The sequence below is a fragment of the Micromonospora sp. DT233 genome (assembly GCF_049841815.1).
Classification (GTDB): Bacteria; Actinomycetota; Actinomycetes; order Mycobacteriales; family Micromonosporaceae; genus Micromonospora.
Window position 1 is genome coordinate 48,218 of the sequence record NZ_JBNCLB010000013.1, and the last position, 17,248, is coordinate 65,465.

Sequence of the window (17,248 nt, forward strand, 5' to 3'; positions counted from 1 at the left end):
TCAGTAGGCGAACGCGAGCGGGCGCTCGGCGTCGTCGTGGGTGTCGTCGATGTCGGGGTTGTCGGTGGGTTCGGGCATGCCGGCTTTGGCGTAGCGGAGCAGGAGTTTGACTTCGATGACGGCGAGGACGGCGTAGATGAGGGTGAAGGCGGTGAAGGAGGTGAGGACTTCGGTGAGGGAGACGCTGCGGGAGACGCCGTCGCGGGTGAGCATCTCGCCGAAGACGATCCAGGGTTGGCGGCCCATCTCGGTGAAGATCCAGCCGAAGGAGTTCGCGGCCAGTGGTAGCAGGGGCATGATCAGGCCGGCGCGGAGCAGCCAGGTGCTGGTGGGGGTGCGGCCCTTGCGGTGGGTCCAGAGGACGAGCAGGGCGATGGCGGCGGCGGCGAGGCCGAAGCCGATCATGAAGCGGAAGCTCCAGTAGGTGACCGGGATGATCGGGGTGTAGCTGCCGGCGCCGTACTGGCTGGCGTACTGGGCCTGGAGGTCGTCGATGCCCTGGACGGTGCCGTTGGGGTCGCCGGTGCCGAGGTAGGACAGCAGGTAGGGGATCTTGAGGGCGAAGACCTCGCGGCTGCCGTCGAGGCTGCCGATGGTGAGTACGGAGAAGGAGGCGGGGCTCTCGGTGTTGTAGAGGCCTTCGGCGGCGGCCATCTTCATCGGCTGCACCTGGGTCATGATCTTGCCTTGGATGTCGCCGGTGATCATGACGAGGGCGGCGGAGACGAGCACGACCCAGGAACCGAACTTGGTGGCGTGGCGGTAGGCGCTGGTGTCGGCGCTGTCGCGGTTGCGCATGACGTGGTAGAGGCCGACGGCGGCGACGAGGCTGCCGGCGACGAGGAAGGCGCCGGCGAGGGTGTGCGGGAAGGTGATCAGGGCGACCTTGTTGGTGAGCACGGCGATGAAGTCGGTGAGTTCGGCGCGGCCGGTGTCGGGGTTGAGGCGGTAGCCGACGGGGTTCTGCATGAACGAGTTGGCGGCGAGGATGAAGTAGGCGCTGAGGTTGGTGCCGATGGCGGCGGCCCAGATGGCGGCCAGGTGCAGGCGCTTGGGCAGCCGGTCCCAGCCGAAGATCCACAGGCCGATGAAGGTGGATTCGAGGAAGAAGGCGACGAGGGCCTCGATGGCCAGGGGTGCGCCGAAGATGTCGCCGACGAAGCGGGAGTAGTCGCTCCAGTTCATGCCGAACTGGAATTCCTGCACGATGCCGGTGACGACGCCCATGGCGAAGTTGATGAGGAAGAGTTTCCCGTAGAACTTGGTGAGTTTGAGGTAGCGCTCGTCGCCGGTGCGGTGCCAGCGGGTCTGGAGGATCGCGACCAGGACGGACAGGCCGATGGTCAGCGGCACGAACAGGAAGTGGTAGACGGTGGTGACACCGAACTGCCATCGGGCGACGTCCAACGCGTCCACCTGGTAACCCCCAGCTAGTCATACTACGAGACGTAGTAGAGGGTACTGCGTGGTGCGGCCGATCTGCAGGGGCGGAGGTCCCGACCCGACCCGGGACCAATGACCCCGCGCGTGCGGGCCGTGCGGGCCTGCCCCGCTCCCCCGTCCGGCCGAGTCCGGCGGTGGCGCGCGGGTGCGATCATCGGGCGCTGATGGACATTCCCACCCCCCGCACGGACGCCCCCACCCGCCCCTGGCAAGCGCCCCTGCTCTGGCGCGGGGCGCTGCTGCTGGCCCACGCCGTGGTCGCCGCGCTGGCCCGCATCGAGGTCAGCGGCGACGTGCCCGACGCGCTGCGGCGGGGCCCGCTGATCCTGGCGGCGAACCACCTCAGCCCCTTCGACCCGGTGGTGCTGGCCGCCGCGTGTCGGGCCCGCGGGGTGGTCCCCCGGTTCATGGCCACCGGTGGGCTGTTCCGCGCCCCGGTGCTCGGGGCGGTCATGCGCCACGCGGGGCACATCCGCGTCGACCGGGGCAGCGCCGCGGTGCACCGCTCCCTCGACGACGCCGCCCAGGCGGTGACGCAGGGGTCGGTGGTGCTGGTCTACCCGGAGGGCCGCATCGGCCTGGACCCGGGTCTGTGGCCCGAGCGGGGCAAGACCGGGGTGGCCCGGCTCGCCCTGGCCTGCGGCGCGGTGGTGGTCCCGGTCGCCCAGTGGGGTTCGCACGAGGTGCTGCCGTACCAGGCCCCGAAGGGCATGCTGGGCGCCCTGGTCCGGGCGGTGCGGCGTCGCCCGACGCTGCGGGTGCGCTTCGGGGCGCCGGTGGACCTGGCCGGGGTGGATCCCGCCGCCGGCGGCGCGGCCCGGGTGGCCACCGACCGGATCGTCGACGCGATCACCGAGGCGCTGGTGCCGCTGCGCCCCGACGAGCCGGACCGGCCCCGGCACGTCGACCCGGGCCGTCCCGTGGACACCAGCCGCGCGCACCGCCGTCGGGGGCGGTGAGGGCGCGGCGGCGACGGTGGGTCGACGCGGCGGCGATCGTGGCCGGGGCGCGCCCCGGGCGGGCATACTGCCCCTCGTGCGGTCCCGTTGCGGCTACCTCGACGCCCCCGCGCCGCTGGCGTTCGCCCATCGCGGCGGCGCGGCCGACGGCGACGAGAACACCGTGGCCGCGTTCACCCGGGCGGTGGAGCTGGGTTACCGGTACGTGGAGACCGACGTGCACGCCACCGCCGACGGGGTGGCGGTGGTCTTCCACGATCCGACCCTGCGCCGGGTGACCGGTGAGCCGGGGCGCATCGCCGAGCTGCGGTGGGCGGACCTGGCGTCGGTGCGCGTGGGCGGGTCGGCGGTGGTGCCGCGCCTCGACGACGTCCTGGGCGCCTGGCCGCAGGTGCGGTTCAACGTCGACGTGAAGGCCGACGGCGGGGTCGTCCCGACGGTCGCGGCGCTGGGTCGCGTCGGGGCCGGTGACCGGGTGCTGTTGGCGTCGTTCAGCGACGCCCGGTTGGCGCGGCTGCGGGCGGCCACCGGTGGGCGGGTCGCCACCGGTCTGGGGGCGCGTGGGGTGGCCCGGCTGCGGGTGGCGTCGCTGCACGGGCGGCCGGTGCGGTTGGACCCGTCGGTGGTGGCGGCGCAGGTGCCGCCGCGGTTCGGGCGCATCCCGGTGGTGGACCGCCGGTTGATCGACTACGCGCACCGGTTGGGGTTGCAGGTGCATGTCTGGACGATCGACGAAGCTGCCCAGATGCACGAGTTACTTGATCTTGGTGTGGATGGCATCATGACCGATCACGTCGGCGTGCTGCGCGACGTCTACCGCAGCCGCGGCCACTGGGCCGCCTGACCAACCCCGGCGGAGGACCTGATGGCCGAGACGCTCACCCCTGCGGTGGACACCCCACCACCGGCGTCGACGCCCCGGGAGCGGCGCGGCTGGTACCTCTACGACTGGGCCAACTCGGCGTTCCAGACCACCGTCATCACCGTCTTCCTGGGCCCGTTCCTGACCACCGTCGCCGAGCTGGCCGCCGGGTGCGCGCTGGGCGCCGACGACTGCGACGGGTACGTGTACCCGCTGGGCATCCGCGTCGCCGCCGGCTCGTACTACCCGTACCTGATCTCCCTGTCGGTGTTGCTGACGGTGTTCGTGCTGCCGGTGACCGGGGCGGTGGCCGACCGGTCGCGGCACAAGAAGCGGCTGCTGGCGGCGTTCGCGTTCACCGGCGCGGGGGCGACCGTGGCGATGGCGTTCGTCACCGGCGAGCGGTACCTGCTCGGCGGGGCGCTCTTCCTGGTCGCGAACATCTCCTTCGGCGCCGCCGTGGTGGTCTACAACTCGTTCCTGCCGCAACTGGGCGGCCCCGACGAACGCGACGGCATCTCCAGCCGGGGCTGGGCCATCGGCTACCTCGGCGGCGGGGTGCTGCTGGCGTTGAACCTGGTGGCCGTGACGATGCTCAGCGAGGACGGCAACCCGCAACGCACCCTGGACCTGGCCCGCTGGTCGATCGTGTCGGCCGGGGTGTGGTGGGCGGTGTTCACCCTGTTGCCGCTGCGGTGGCTGCGCGACCATCCCACCGCCGAGGCGCTGCGCGGCGGCGGCAACGTGCTCGTCGACGGGTTCCGGCAGCTGGGCCGCACCCTGCGGGAGGTCCGGGCGTACCCGTTGACGCTGCTGTTCCTGCTGGCGTTCCTGGTCTACAACGACGGCATCCAGACCGTGATCACCCTGGCCAGCCAGTACGGCACCGAGGAGCTGAAGCTGGGCCAGAGCACCCTGATCACCACGATCCTGCTGGTGCAGTTCCTGGCCTTCGGCGGGGCGTTGGGCCTGGGTGCGCTGGCCAGGCGCATCGGGGCGCGCAAGACGGTGCTGCTGAGCCTGGTGCTCTGGACCGGGGTGATCATCGCGGCGTTCCGGCTGCCCGCCGAGGCCCCGGTGCCGTTCATGATCCTCGGTGGGGCGATCGGCCTGGTCCTCGGCGGCAGCCAGGCGCTGAGCCGGTCGCTGTTCAGCCAGCTCATCCCCGCCGGCAAGGAGGGCGAGTACTACGGCTTCTACGAGATCAGCGACAAGGGCACCAGCTGGCTCGGCCCGCTGTTGTTCGGGTTGGTGTTCCAGCTCACCGCCTCCTACCGGGTGGGCCTGGTCTCCCTGCTGATCTTCTTCGTGGTCGGGTTCGCGCTGCTGGCGCTCGTGCCGATCCGCCGGGCCATCGTCGCCGCCGGCAACACCCCACCCAGGGTGCTGTAGCGGGGCCGCACGCGCTCGGGGTGGCCGGCGGTGATGGGCTAGGCTGCCCCGACGTGACCCACGACGCCGCCGACGCACCGTTCTGCCTGGCCCGTCCCCTGCCCGGCCCGGAGGGCACCCGCACCGGCTGCGCCGCCGCCCGGGGCGTCAACGGCCGGCCGCTGCACGCCGCCGCGTTGAAGTTCTTCTGGGGGCCGATGGACTGCGGCAAGTCCACGATGGCGCTGCAGATGAACTACAACCACGCCCGGCAGGGCCGCCGGGGCCTGGTGACCACCCGCATCGACCGGTCGTTGGGCCCGCAGGTCACCACCCGCATCGGCCTGGCCCACACCGCAATCGAGGTCACCACCGGCCTGGACCTACGCGACCTGGTCCGCGACGCGTGGGCCGAGGGGGTGCGGGTGGACTACCTCATCTGCGACGAGGCGTCGTTCTACGACCTCGACCACATCGAGCAGATGGCCGAGCTGGTCGACAGCTACGACGTCGACGTGTACGCCTTCGGCCTGGCCACCGACTTCCGGTCGTGCCTGTTCCCCGCCGCCCAGCGGCTGTTCGAACTGGCCGACTCCGTGGCCCGCATCCAGGTCGAGGTGCTGTGCTGGTGCGGGCGGGAGGGGCTACTCAACGCCCGCGTCGTCGACGGGCGGGTGGTGCGCGAGGGCGAACAGGTCGTCATCGGTGACACCGCCAACAGCGCCGACGTGCGCTACCAGGTGCTCTGCCGGCGTCACCACCGCGCCGGGGACCTCGGCGACCGGTAGCCGGCGCTCAGAGCGGGTCCCCGCAGACCCGCCACCCGTCGTCGTCGCGCACCACCGGCAGGTCGTGCGCGGCGCCGGCGCCGCCGTCGCGGATCAGCCGCACCGCCACCGTGCCCCGGGGCCGGCCGCCGCGGGTGGCGACCCTCACGTCGGTGATCTCGTAGCCGGTGACCCGGGGCGGGGTGCGCAGCCAGGCGGCGAACCCCGACCCGCTCCACCGGGTGCGCGCGTCGGCGCAGAGCCGCCCGTAGGCCCGGTCGGCGTCGCCGGCGGCGACGTCGCGCAGGAACCCGTCGGCGGTCTCCCGCACCGGACCGGCCGCCCCGGTGACCACCTGCACGTTCCACGCCCCCAGCCCGGCGGCGCCGACCAGGCACAGCCCCAGCCCGGCGGCGGCGGCCAGCGCGCCGGTGCGCGCCGGCCGGCCGCGCCGGGCCGGTCGGTGCCACCCCCCGTCGGTGCCCATCACCTGTGACCGTAGGTGCCCGGTGCGGTGGCGCGCAGCAACTCGCCCCTGTCGCCGCCCCCGGGGGGTCGTCTACGGTCGGCGCAGCGCGCGCGAGCGAAAGGCGAGACGATGACCCGTTACGTGCAGCCGGCCCCGACTCTCGGCGACCCGTACACCGGCGACGCCCTGCTGCGGTCGTGGCTGCGCCGCCAACTGGGCGCGGGCGGGTTCGCCGCCGCGCAGCCCCGCCTGGTGGACCTGGCCGGCGAGGTGACCGGGTCGCTGCGCGCCGCGCACGCCGACGCCGAGGCCCACCCGCCGGAGCTGGTGCGCTACGACCCGTGGGGGGCGCGCATCGACCGGATCGACACCTGCGCCGGGTGGCGGGCCCAGCGCGCCGCCGCCGCCCGGCACGCCGTGGTCGCCCTGCCCTACCTGCCGTCGGCGCGCGCCGCGTGGGGGGCCGCCGCCCGCGTCGTGCAGCACGCCCTGCTGCACCTGTACGGGCCGGAGTCGGCGACGTTCTCCTGCCCGGTGGCGATGGCCGACGGGGCGGCGGCGCTGCTGAGCCTGCCGGAGGTCGACGCGCCGGTGCGCGAGGCGTGGCTGCCCCGGCTGACCTCCACCGACCCGGACACCGCGGTCGTGTCCGGGCAGTGGATGACCGAGTCGCAGGGCGGCTCCGACCTGGCCGGGTCGGCCACGATCGCCCGGCCCGCCGCCGACGGGTCGTGGCGGCTGACCGGGCAGAAGTGGTTCTGCTCCGCCGCCGACGCCCCGGTGGCGGTGGCGTTGGCCCGGCCGGAGGGCGCCGGGGCGGGCAGCCGGGTCCTCGCCCCGTTCCTGGTGCCCCGCTACGCCGCCGACTCGCCGCTGGCCGGGATCACCGCCGCCGCCGCCGACCCCGCCCCGGGGGTGCGGGTGCACCGGCTCAAGGACAAGCTGGGCACCCGGGCGTTGCCGACCGCCGAGATCGGGCTGACCGACGCGTACGCGCTGCCGTTGGGTGACCCGCAGGTGCCCGGCCTGGTCCGGGCGATGACCCTGGTGGTGGTGACCCGGGTGCACAACGCCGCCGCCGCGGCCGGCGGGATGCGTCGGGGCCTGGCGCTGGCCCGCGCGTACGCCGACGCCCGGCACGCCGGCGGTGCCCGGTTGGCCGACCATCCGCTGCACCGGGCCACCCTCGGCGCGTTGGGCGTCGACGCCGCCGCCGCGTTCGCCCTGGCCGGGCACGCCTTCGCGCTGCTAGGCCGGGTGGAGGTGGGCGCCGACCCGGACGCCGCCGCCGAGCTGCGGGTGGTCGCCCCGTTGGCGAAGCTCGCCACCGGCCGCCTGGCCGTGGCGTCGGCCGCCGAGTACGTGGAGTGCTTCGGCGGCGCCGGGTACGTGGAGGACACCGGGGTGCCCCGGCTGCTGCGCGACGCGCAGGTCCTGCCGATCTGGGAGGGCACCACCAACGTGCTCGCCCTGGACGTGCTGCGGGCGGTCACCCGCGACGACGCCGGCGCGCCGCTGCTGCGGCGGCTGGCCGCCGCCGTGGAGCTGGCCCGACCGCTCTGCTCCGCCCTGGCCGACACCCTGGCGGCGGTCACCGCTGAGCTGCGCGCCGCCCTGGCCGACGTGGTCGCCGACCCGCGCGCCGCCGGCGTGGTCGCCGGGGCGCGGGGGCTGGCGCTGCGGTTGGCCGCCGCGGTGGCCTGCGCGCTGCTGGTGGAGCACGCCGCGTGGGGTGACGAGCAGGCCGAGGTCGCCGCCCGGTTGTGGGCGCGGCGGCGGCTGCGCCGCGAGGACATCTCCGCCGACGCCCACCGCCACCTCGACCTGCTCTGCTGAGCGCCGCCGGCCGGGCAGACCGAGCCGGCCTGCCCCGTGGCGGTGCCGGCCGCCGGTCAGCGGCGGGTCAGCAGCGCCCGCAGGGCGGCGGTCACCTCGGCGGGGGCCTGCTCGGCCATGAAGTGCCCCCACGGCACGGTGCGGTGCTCCAGGTCGGTCGCCCACGCCCGCCACAGGGCGGCCGCGTCGTAGCCGAGGGCGGCGCCCCAGTCCTGCTGCAGCACCGTCAGTGGCATGGCCAGCCGGTTGCCGGCGGCCCGGTCGGCGGCGTCGTCGGCGACGTCGACGCCGGCCGACGCCCGGTAGTCGGCGACGATCGAGGTGACCGCCTCCCCCGATGCCCGCAGGTACTCGGCCCGCACGTCGGCCGGCTGGGACTGCGCGTCGGCGGCCCACGCGTCGAGGAAGTACGCGAAGAACGCGTCCGGGGCGGCGCCGATGAGGGCCTCCGGCAGGCCCGGTGGCTGCGCCATCAGGTACAGGTGGAAGGCCACGGCGGCGTCGACGCCGTGCAGCACGTCCCACATGTCCAGGGTCGGCAGCACGTCGAGCACCGCCAGGTGGGTGACCGCGTCGGGGTGGTCCAGGCCCGTCCGGACCGCGACCAGGGCGCCCCGGTCGTGGCCGGCCAGGGCGAACCGGTCGTGGCCCAGCTCGCGGGCCAGGGCCACCACGTCGGCGGCCATGGTCCGCTTGGCGTAGCGGGCGCCGTCGACGTCGGCCGGTTTGTCGCTGTCGCCGTAGCCGCGCAGGTCCGGGCAGATGACCGTGTGGTCGGCGGCGAGCCGCGCGGCGACGTGCCGCCACATCAGGTGGGTCTGCGGGAAGCCGTGCAGCAGCACGATCGGGCTGCCGGTGCCGCCCACCGCCGTGTGCAGGGCCACCCCGTCGGCGACGGTGACGCGCTGGTAGTCGAATCCGTTGATCCTCGGTTGCACGGGTGAGCCTTCCGGTGGGGGTGACGGGGATCCGGCACGGCGCCGGTCGTCGACACCGAGCCTGCCCGGCGCCGATCAGCGGCCGATGAGCAGCGGATGAGCAGCGGATGAGCGGCCCGGCCGGCCTACAGTGGGAGCGATGGACGGGCGGACCACGGCACCGGCGGTGACCTTCGGGGTGCTCGGCCCGGTGGTCGCCGACACCCCGGCCGGCCCGGTCGCGCTCAGGGGCCCCCGCCACCGGGCGGTGCTGGCCCGGCTGCTGGTCGCCCGGGGGCGGGTCGTGCCGGTCGACCGGCTCGTCGACGACCTCTGGGTGACACCCCCGCACGCCCCGGTGGCGGCGATCCGCACCTTCGTCGCCGACCTGCGCCGGGCCCTGGAACCCGACCGGCCGCCCCGGGAGGCGGCCCGGCTGCTGGTCACCGCCGCGCCCGGCTACGCGCTGCAACCCGCCCCGGGGGCGGTCGACGCGTGGCGGTTCGAGGCGGCCGTCGACCAGGCGGGGCGGCTGCTGGCCGCCGGGCGGGCCGAGGCGGCCCTGACCGGCGTCGACGACGCGTTGGGCCTGTGGCGCGGTCCCGCGTACGCCGAACACGCCGCCGACGGGTGGGCGCGCGCGGAGATCGACCGGCTCGACGAGCTGCGGCTGCTGGCCGCGCAGCGGCGGGCCGAGGCGCTGCTGGCGCTGGGCCGGGCCGCCGAGGCCGCCGCCGAGCTGCGCGCCCACGCCGAGGCTCACCCGCTGCGCGAGGAGACCTGGCGGCTGCTGGCGCTGGCCCTGTACCGGGCCGGTCGCCAGGGCGACGCCCTGGCCGCGCTGCGTCGCGCCCGGCGGACGCTGGCGGCCGAACTCGGCGTCGACCCCGGTGTCGGCCTGCGGCAGCTGGAGGCCGACGTGCTCGCCCAGGCCCCCCACCTGGACCTGCCGGCCGTCGTGGTGGTGCCCGTCGCCGCGCCGCCGTTGGTGGTGCCCGTCGGCGGACCGCCGCCACCGCAGCCGCCGTTGGTGGGGCGCGACGAGGAGCAGGGGCGGTTGCTGGCGTTGGCCGGGTCCGTGGCCCGGCGCGGCCGGCCGGCGCTGGCCCTGGTCGGCGGCGAGGCGGGCGCGGGCAAGACGGCGCTGGTGGAGGCCCTGACCGGGCGGCTGCACGGGGACGGTTGGACGGCGGCGTGGGGCCGCAGCCCCGAGTACGACGGGGCCCCGGTGGCGTGGCCGTGGACGCAGATCACCGACGCGCTGGCCGCCGGCCGTCCCGGTGACCCGACCGGCGCCGACCCGTCCGACGCCGCCGCTGCCGCGCCGGAGCCCGCCGTGGCCCGGTTCCGGCTGCACCGCGCCGTGGCCGCGCGCGTCACGGCGGCGGCCCGCCGGGGCCCGGTGCTGCTGGTCCTCGACGACCTGCACCGCGCCGACGGCGACACCCTGGACCTGCTGACCGCGCTGCTCACCCCGGCGCAGCCGGTCACCGGCCCGGTGCTGGTCGTCGGCACCTTCCGCCCCGCCGAGGTCAACGCCGAGCTGACCGGGGCGCTGGCCCGCTGTGCCCGCCTCGAACCGCTGCGCATCGGACTGGGCGGGTTGTCCGAGCCGGCGACCGGCGACCTGGCCCGCGCCGTCACGGGACGGGACCTCGACGCCGCGACCGCCCGGCTGATCCACCTCCGCGCCGACGGCAACCCGTTCTTCGTCCGGGAACTGGCCCGGCTGCTCGCCGAGGAGGGCGACGCCGCGTCGAGCAGCGTCCCGACCGGGGTGCGGGACGTCATCCGGCACCGGCTGGCGCAGCTTCCCGACCCGACCCGGACCGTGCTGCGCCAGGCGGCGGTACTCGGCCGCGACATCGACCCGGACGTGCTCGCCGCGCTCGGCGGCGACGAATCGGCCACCCTCGACGCCCTGGACCGCGCCGCGCAGGCGGGTTTCCTCACCGGGGGCGACCCGCACCGGCTGCGGTTCACCCACATCCTGGTACGCGACACCCTCTACGACGACCTGCCAGCGCTGCGCCGGGGCCGCTGGCACGCCGCCGTCGGCGACGCGATGCAGCGGCTGCGCCCCCACGACGTCGTCGCCCTCGCCCACCACTTCGCCCTCGCCACCGGCCCCGGTGTGGCCGCCCGCGCCGCCCGGTACGCCCACGCCGCCGCGCAGCAGGCCGAACGCCGCTGCCACCCGCACGACGCGGCCCGCCTCTGGGGCCAGGCCGTGGCCGCCCACGACCGGGCCGGTCACGGCGACACCCGCGACCGGCTCGCCGCGCTGCTCGGGCTGGGCCGCACCCTCGCCGTCACCGGTCACCTGCAGCGGGCCCGCCGGTACCGGGCCGAGGCGCTCGACGCGGAGCGGCGGGTCGACGACCCCGACCTGACGGTGGCCGTGCTGACCGAGTTCGTGGTGCCCGCCGTCTGGACCCGCAACGACGACGAGGCGCTGTCGCACCGGATCGTCCAGGCCGTCGACCGGGCGCTGGCCGGCGTGGGCCGTGACGGCGCGCAGCGCAGCCGGCTGCTGAGCACCCTGGCCTTGGAGCTGCGCGGCACCACCACCGACCGGGGTCGTCGGGCGGCGGGCGAGGCGGAGGCCATCGCCCGGGCGTCCGGCGACCCGGCCCTGCTGGCCCTGGCCCTCAACGCCCGCTTCATGCACGCCTTCGACCGGCCGGGGCGGGCCCCCCTGCGGGCGCGCATCGGCGCCGAGTTGGTCGAGGTGGCCGCCCGGCACGACCTGGTGACCTTCGAGGTGCTCGGCCACCTCATCCTGGTGCAGGCCCACTGCGCCCTGGCCGACCTGCGCGCCGCCGACGCCGCCGCGCGCGCCGCGCAACGCCTCGCCGACCGGTACGACCTGCCGCTGGTCGCGGTCTTCACCGGCTGGTACGCCGCGCTGCGCCTGGCGATGTCCGGGCGGTGGGTGGACGCGGAGGCGGCGTACCAGGTCGCGCACGCCCGGCTGGCCGGCAGCGGCATGTCCGGTCTGGAGGAGGGTCTGCTCCCGCTGGCCCTGCTGTCGCTGCGGCTGACCCGGCAGCGCGAGACGGGCGGGGCGGGGCTGGTCGACGACGGGTGGGACTGGGGTCCGCACGAGCCGTGGGTGCGCCCTCTGCTGCTGCTGGGCGCCGGGCAGCGCGAGGCCGCCGCCGGGGCGCTGCGCGACCTGCCCGACTCGCCCCATGACCTGCTGTGGGAGGCCCGGCTCTGCCTGGCCGGGCGGGCGGCGCTGGCCCTGGGTGACCAGGCCACCATGCGGCGCGTGCATGCCGCGCTGCTGCCCGCCGCCGGTGAGCTGGCCGGCGCGGGCAGCGGGCTGCTCACCCTCGGCCCGGTGGCCGACCACCTCGCCGACCTGGAAGCGGCCCTGGCCCGCCCCGGCGACGGCTGAACAACCGGGTGGGCCCGTCAGCCCCGCCGCCGGCCGCGCCCGCTTCGGCTGTCAGCCCCGGCGGCGGGCCCGCGCCGCCCAGATCACGTACGCCGGGTCGCGGTCGAGGTTGTGCCGGTCGCGGTCGTAGCGGCGGGTGGTGCGCGGGTCGGCGTGACCCATCGCGTCCTGCACGTCCTCCAGCGGCACCCCTTCGGCGCGGGCGGTGGTGGCGAACGCGTGCCGCAGCGAGTGCGGGGACAGCTGCGCCCAGGCGGGGAGGCCGGCGGCGCGGGCCAGCCGGCGCACCAGCCGGAACACCGAGTGCCGGTCCAGCCGGGTGCCGGTCGTGGCGACCAGCAGCGGGCCGGTCAGCTCGGGCACGGTGACGCCCTGCGCGGCGGCCCGCTCGGCCAGGTAGGCGTCCACCGCGTACGTGGTCGACGGGGTCAGTGCCCGCCGGCGTGGCTTGCCGCCCTTGCCGACGAACCGGACGCTGCGGTGCCCGCGTTCCGCGCCCAGGTCGGTCACGTCCAGCGACACCAACTCCCCCACCCGCAGCCCCAGGTCCGCCAGGAGCGCCACGGCCGCCCGGTTGCGGGCGGCCGCCGGGCCGGTGTCGGCGTCGGCGGCGGCCAGCAGCGCGTCGACCTCCTCCGGGGTCAGGCCCACCGTCGCGGAGTGGTCCCGGTCGACGTGGGGCCGGTCGGCGCCGGAGACCGGGTTGGCGTCGACGGCCCGCAGCTTGACCAGGAAGTCGTACCAGCTGGACAGGGCCGACAGTTTGCGGGCCACGGTGGCGGGGCTCAACGGCCGGCCGCCGCGCGCGGTCGGGTCCTCCAGCTGCCGGCCGTAGGAGTTGACGTCGAGGAAGTTGGCCCGCAGCGGGTTCAGCTCGCGGGCGGCGCACCAGGCCAGCCAGCCCGCCACGTCCCGGCGGTACGCGTCGCGGGTGTGCGCGGAGAGCCGCCGGTTGGCCAGCCACGCCTCGGTGAACTCGCCCGGCCCGGCCCCGGTCAGGGCCGGTAGGGCCGCGCCGCGCGCGGGAACCGGGAACTCGACAGGCATACGGGAAAGACTCTCAGCCGGTGGGCGGATCGGCGGTGAGGCGCGCCCGGCTCGTGGCGGAGCACACCCGGCGGGGTTGCGTCGGCGGCGAGCGCCGTGGAATGCGCGTACGCCGCGTCGCCAGCGCCGGGGCCGAACCGGGGCGCTGGCGACGCGGCGTGGGGTGTTTCAGGCGTCGATCTGCTTGCGGCCGTTGCCGTTGCTGCTCACGGCCACCCGCCGGGGCTTGGCCCGCTCGGCGACGGGGATGCGCAGGGTCAGCACCCCGTTGTCGTACGCGGCCTCCAAGTGGTCGGTGTCGAGGGTGTCGCCGAGGAAGAGCTGCCGGCTGAAGGTGCCCATCGGGCGCTCGGCGGCGACGAGTTCGACGCCGTCGCCGGTGGGGCGGCGGCGCTGCGCGCGGACGGTCAGCACGTTGCGCTCGACGGTGCAGTCGATGCTGTCGGGGTCGACGCCCGGCAGGTCGAACGCGGCGTAGAAGTGGTCGCCCTCGCGGTAGGCGTCCATGTGCATCACCGCGGGGCGGGAGGTGGTCCCGAAGAACTGCTCCGCGAGCCGGTCGATCTCACGGAACGGGTCGGTACGCATCAGCATGGCGGTGCCTCCTCGGATCTCCTTGGCCGAAGGTGTCAAGTTGAGTCGGGGTGACTCAAGACCTGGTTCTTATTTATCGCAGGTCCGCGGCGGTCGTCAACCCCGCCGGCCCGGAAATTTCTCCCCCGGCGGGTCAGAGCCCGAACATCGGGCGGCAGGCCGCCACCCCGTCGACCCGCACCGCGACGCGCTCCCGTCGCCGCCACACCTGCCGGGTTAGTCGGAGCCGGTCGGAGACCAGGGCCTCGTCGCCCCGGGCGTCGACGGAGATGCCGTCGGCGGCGTAGCCGAGCTTGCGGGACACCGCCTGCGAGGCGTGGTTGTCCTGGAAGACCTCGGTGCGGGCGGCGCGCGCGTCGAGGTGGTCGAAGGCGAGGGTGAGCAGGCCGACGCGGGCCTCCGTGCCGTACCCCTGCCCCTGGTGGGCCAGGCCCAGCCACGAGGAGGTCGCCACCTCGCGCACCACCGGGAAGTCCTGCGCGCGGAGCGTGACCACGCCGAGGGGCTCCCCGTCGCGCAGGACCGCCAGCCCGAGGCTCCACGCCGTGACGTCCCACTCGGCGAGGCGCCCCCAGTGCCCGCGCAGCACGGACTGCGCCCGGTCGGCCGGACCGCCCTCGGTCCACGGGGTCAGGAAGGGCCGCTCGCCGGGCCGGTGCACGCCGGCGGGCGCCAGGTCGGCGAGCGCGGCCAGTTCCTCCTCGCCGGGCAGGCGCAGCTGCAGTCGCGGGGTGCGGATGCTCAGGCCGTACGGGGGCCACAGGTCGACGCGCATGGCGCCGATCATGGCGACCGGGCCGCGCGCCGCGCCACCGAGTTACCGCGCCCATCCCCGGTTGACAACCATTGGCTAATTCCATTAGCTTTTAGCTAACAACATTAGCCACCCTGTCGGGGGACGCCATGCCCACCTTTCTCGCCGTCGACGGCGGCACCCTCGCCTACGAGGTGACCGGCTCCGGTCCGCTCGTCGTGCTCGCGCACGGCATGGGTGACAGCCGCGCCGCGTACCGCTTCGTCGTGCCCCACCTGGTGGCCGCCGGCCACCGCGTCGCCGCGCTCGACCTGCGCGGCTGCGGGCAGTCCAGCGCCGACTGGGCCGACTACACCCGCACCGACATCGCCGGGGACCTCATCGCGCTGGTGCGCCACCTCGGCGGCCCGGCCACGCTGGTCGGGCACTCCATCTCCGGCGGCGCGGTCACCATCGCCGCCGCGCGCGCCCCCGAGCTGGTCACCGGCGTGGTCGAGCTCGCCCCATTCACCCGCAAACAGTCCATCAGCCTGGCCGACCTGCGCGTGGGCCGGTACCGCGCCGGCATGACCCGGCTGCTGCTGGCCGGTGCCCTGGGCAGCGTCACCTGGTGGCACAAGTACCTCGACGTGGCGTTCCCCGGCCGCAAACCGACCGACTGGGACGACCAGCTGCGGCGCAACGCCGCGCAGCTCGCCGAGCCGGGACGGATGCGGGCGATGCGGCGCATGGGCCGCTCCGCGCCCGTCGACGCGGGCGCGCAACTGGGCAACGTGCGCTGCCCGGCGCTGATCGTCGAAGGCTCCCTCGACCCCGACTGGGCCGACCCGCGCGCCGAGGGTGCGGCGATCGTCGCGGCCATGCCCGCCGCCACCCTGGCGGTGATCGACGGCGCCGGGCACTACCCGCACACCCAGTTCCCGGAGCAGACAGTCGCGCTGCTGCTGGCGTTCCTCGCCGAGCACGCCCGTGCCTAGAGCCGGGCTCGACCCGGCGGCCGTGGTCGTCGCCGCCGCCGCGCTCGCCGACGAGGTCGGCCTCGGCAACGTCACCATGGGCGCGCTGGCCGAGCGGCTCGGCGTACGCGCGCCGTCGCTGTACAAACACGTCGGCGGACAGGCCGACCTGCACCGACGCATCGCCGTGCTGGCCCTCACCGAACTCGGCGACGCACTGCGCGACGCCCTGCAGGGCCGCGCCGGCCGCGACGCCCTGGCGGCGGCGGCGACGACGATACGGGCCTACGCGACCGCCCACCCCGGCCGCTACGCCACCACCATCCGCATCACCGCCGACACACCCGACGACCCGCTCGTCGCCGCCGGCGCGCGGGTGATGCAGTCGCTGTCGGCGGTGCTGGCCGGGTACCGCAGCGACCCGGCCGACACCGTCCACGCGCTGCGGATGCTGCGCAGCCTCTTCCACGGCTTCGCCACCCTGGAGGCCGCCGGCGGCTTCCAACTCGACACCGACGTCGACGACAGCTTCGAATGGCTGATCGACTTCGCGCACCGGGGCCTGACCCGCTGAGCGGCCCCCACCCGGATCAGGGGCCGGTGCGCCGGCACACCCCGCAAGGGCGGGGTGTGCCGGCGCACCGGGGGTTCACCACGGCAGCGGGCCCGCCTCGTCCTGAAGGGTGCCGGTCTCGTACCCGATGCCCTTGTTGGCCCCGGTGATCAGGCCCGTGACTAACGATCTTGCGGAAACTGGCGTTAAGCGTCTGGGCTGAGGTCATGGCCAGCCGATGGGTATTCGGCTTCGCGGATGTCGCGTAGTTTGGTCGTTCGTGTCTGCCATAGATGAGCAGGTCGGAGACGGGAACGAGAGGCCGTTCCTGTCGGCGCGGCAGGTCGCGACGTACGGGTGTTTCGACGGGCCGCCGTCGGTGGAGGACTTGGAGCGGTTCTTCTTCCTTGACGACGCTGACCGGGTATTGCTGGCCAAGCGTCGGGGTGACGGCAACCGGCTGGGGTTCGCGTTGCAGTTGACGACGGTGCGGTACCTGGGCACGTTCCTGGACGACCCGATCGACGTGCCGTCGGTTGTGGTGGACGTGCTGGCCACCCAGCTGGGAATCGCGGACGCCTCGTGTGTGAAGACGTACGTGGAGCGGGCGAACACGAAGTGGGAGCACCGTCGGGAGACCATCGTGGCCGACGGATGGCGGGAGTTCGCCGACGTCCGCGAGGACCTGACGGCCTGGATCGATCACCGGGCGTGGACGACGGGTGCGGGCCCGAAGGTGATCTTTCAGGGAGTGCTGGCCTGGTTGCTGGCTCGTCAAGTGCTGCTGCCTGCGGTACGAGAGCTGGAGCGGCTGGTGGCCCGGGTGGTCCGCTTGTCGCACGTGCGGCTGTGGACGACTCTGGCGGCGATGGTGTCTGCGCGGCAGGCCGGTCTGCTCCTGGATTTGGTCGAGGTGCCGGCGGGTCGGCGGGTGTCACCGCTGGAGAGGTTGCGTCAGGGGCCGGTCGACCGATCTCCGCGCTGCGCCTGCTCCTGCCCGCCGTGGTGGTAGCTGTGGTGCTGCTGGCCCTGCTCTGGTGGCCGGGCCGGATCCGTCGACGGCTTCACGCCCGGCGCCAAAGGAGCGAATCGGCCGGCGAGCAGTAAGCCTCGTCAGATGGCTTGCTGCTCGCCGGCCGGACGATGGGTCAGCGTTGCGCGTCGATCAGCGCCTGCCGCGCGACATCACTGGCGTCGGCGGACATGAGCAACGCGGAGTCGGAGCGTTAGCGGGGTTCTCGTCGATCATCCTCGCTCCCATCGCGCATCGGTCGGGGCGCCGCGCCGGCCGCTGACTACATGTCGCAGTAGTCGGTG

15 protein-coding genes are annotated in these 17,248 nt (G+C 75.0%); 9 read left to right on the forward strand and 6 right to left on the reverse strand.

The annotated features are described in order from the left end of the window. Complete coding sequence (locus ACLQ2V_RS22565; protein WP_425720547.1) at positions 1-1,416, reverse strand: cytochrome ubiquinol oxidase subunit I; 1,416 nt, start codon at positions 1,414-1,416, stop codon at positions 1-3. Positions 1,417-1,607: 191 nt separating this feature from the next. On the opposite strand from ACLQ2V_RS22565, the gene ACLQ2V_RS22570 reads away from it, so the two are divergent. The 4 genes from ACLQ2V_RS22570 (at position 1,608) to ACLQ2V_RS22585 (ending at position 5,423) form a co-directional block, all read left to right on the forward strand. Further along, the gene (locus tag ACLQ2V_RS22570) at positions 1,608-2,402 is read left to right on the forward strand and encodes a lysophospholipid acyltransferase family protein (protein WP_425720548.1); all 795 of its coding nucleotides are present in this window, start codon (positions 1,608-1,610) and stop codon (positions 2,400-2,402) included. 76 nt (positions 2,403-2,478) lie between these two features. Beyond that, positions 2,479-3,246: a glycerophosphodiester phosphodiesterase gene (locus ACLQ2V_RS22575; protein WP_425720549.1), complete on the forward strand. Its 768-nt coding sequence runs from the start codon at positions 2,479-2,481 to the stop codon at positions 3,244-3,246. Positions 3,247-3,267: 21 nt separating this feature from the next. Beyond that, complete coding sequence (locus tag ACLQ2V_RS22580) at positions 3,268-4,656, forward strand: MFS transporter (RefSeq protein ID WP_425720550.1); 1,389 nt, start codon at positions 3,268-3,270, stop codon at positions 4,654-4,656. Positions 4,657-4,709: 53 nt separating this feature from the next. Then, positions 4,710-5,423, forward strand: coding sequence for a thymidine kinase (locus ACLQ2V_RS22585; protein WP_425720551.1), 714 nt, complete (start codon positions 4,710-4,712; stop codon positions 5,421-5,423). A 7-nt stretch (positions 5,424-5,430) separates the two neighbouring features. On the opposite strand, the gene ACLQ2V_RS22590 is transcribed toward ACLQ2V_RS22585, so the two are convergent. Continuing rightward, positions 5,431-5,889: a hypothetical protein gene (locus ACLQ2V_RS22590; protein WP_425720552.1), complete on the reverse strand. Its 459-nt coding sequence runs from the start codon at positions 5,887-5,889 to the stop codon at positions 5,431-5,433. Positions 5,890-6,000: 111 nt separating this feature from the next. Here ACLQ2V_RS22590 and ACLQ2V_RS22595 point away from each other — a divergent pair, with 111 nt between their 5' ends. Beyond that, complete coding sequence (locus ACLQ2V_RS22595; RefSeq protein ID WP_425720553.1) at positions 6,001-7,707, forward strand: acyl-CoA dehydrogenase family protein; 1,707 nt, start codon at positions 6,001-6,003, stop codon at positions 7,705-7,707. Between the two features lie 56 nt (positions 7,708-7,763). Here ACLQ2V_RS22595 and ACLQ2V_RS22600 read toward each other — a convergent pair whose 3' ends face one another. After that, positions 7,764-8,645, reverse strand: a complete 882-nt coding sequence (locus ACLQ2V_RS22600) for an alpha/beta fold hydrolase (protein WP_425720554.1) — start codon at positions 8,643-8,645, stop codon at positions 7,764-7,766. A 139-nt stretch (positions 8,646-8,784) separates the two neighbouring features. On the opposite strand from ACLQ2V_RS22600, the gene ACLQ2V_RS22605 reads away from it, so the two are divergent. After that, positions 8,785-12,027 (forward strand): BTAD domain-containing putative transcriptional regulator, encoded by a 3,243-nt coding sequence (locus tag ACLQ2V_RS22605; protein ID WP_425720555.1) that lies wholly within the window; start codon positions 8,785-8,787, stop codon positions 12,025-12,027. A 51-nt stretch (positions 12,028-12,078) separates the two neighbouring features. On the opposite strand, the gene ACLQ2V_RS22610 is transcribed toward ACLQ2V_RS22605, so the two are convergent. The 3 genes from ACLQ2V_RS22610 to ACLQ2V_RS22620 form a co-directional block, all read right to left on the reverse strand. After that, entirely contained in the window at positions 12,079-13,074 is a 996-nt protein-coding gene (locus ACLQ2V_RS22610) for a tyrosine-type recombinase/integrase (protein WP_425720556.1), read from the reverse strand. Between the two features lie 168 nt (positions 13,075-13,242). Beyond that, a complete protein-coding gene (locus tag ACLQ2V_RS22615) occupies positions 13,243-13,668 on the reverse strand; it encodes an Hsp20/alpha crystallin family protein (RefSeq protein WP_425720557.1) in 426 nt (141 codons plus the stop codon). Positions 13,669-13,801: 133 nt separating this feature from the next. Then, positions 13,802-14,443, reverse strand: coding sequence for a GNAT family N-acetyltransferase (locus ACLQ2V_RS22620; RefSeq protein ID WP_425720558.1), 642 nt, complete (start codon positions 14,441-14,443; stop codon positions 13,802-13,804). A 128-nt stretch (positions 14,444-14,571) separates the two neighbouring features. Between ACLQ2V_RS22620 and ACLQ2V_RS22625 the strand changes: the two genes are divergently transcribed. From ACLQ2V_RS22625 to ACLQ2V_RS22635, 3 genes are all read left to right on the forward strand, one after another. Next, complete coding sequence (locus ACLQ2V_RS22625; RefSeq protein ID WP_425720559.1) at positions 14,572-15,399, forward strand: alpha/beta fold hydrolase; 828 nt, start codon at positions 14,572-14,574, stop codon at positions 15,397-15,399. Further along, positions 15,392-15,952: a TetR/AcrR family transcriptional regulator gene (locus ACLQ2V_RS22630; protein ID WP_425720560.1), complete on the forward strand. Its 561-nt coding sequence runs from the start codon at positions 15,392-15,394 to the stop codon at positions 15,950-15,952. The genes ACLQ2V_RS22625 and ACLQ2V_RS22630 overlap by 8 nt, the downstream gene beginning before the upstream one ends. Before the next feature lie 259 nt (positions 15,953-16,211). Further along, positions 16,212-16,943 carry a DUF4158 domain-containing protein gene (locus ACLQ2V_RS22635; protein WP_425720561.1) on the forward strand — a complete coding sequence of 244 codons (732 nt, stop codon included), beginning with the start codon at positions 16,212-16,214 and terminating at the stop codon, positions 16,941-16,943. The last annotated feature ends 305 nt before the right edge of the window (positions 16,944-17,248 follow it).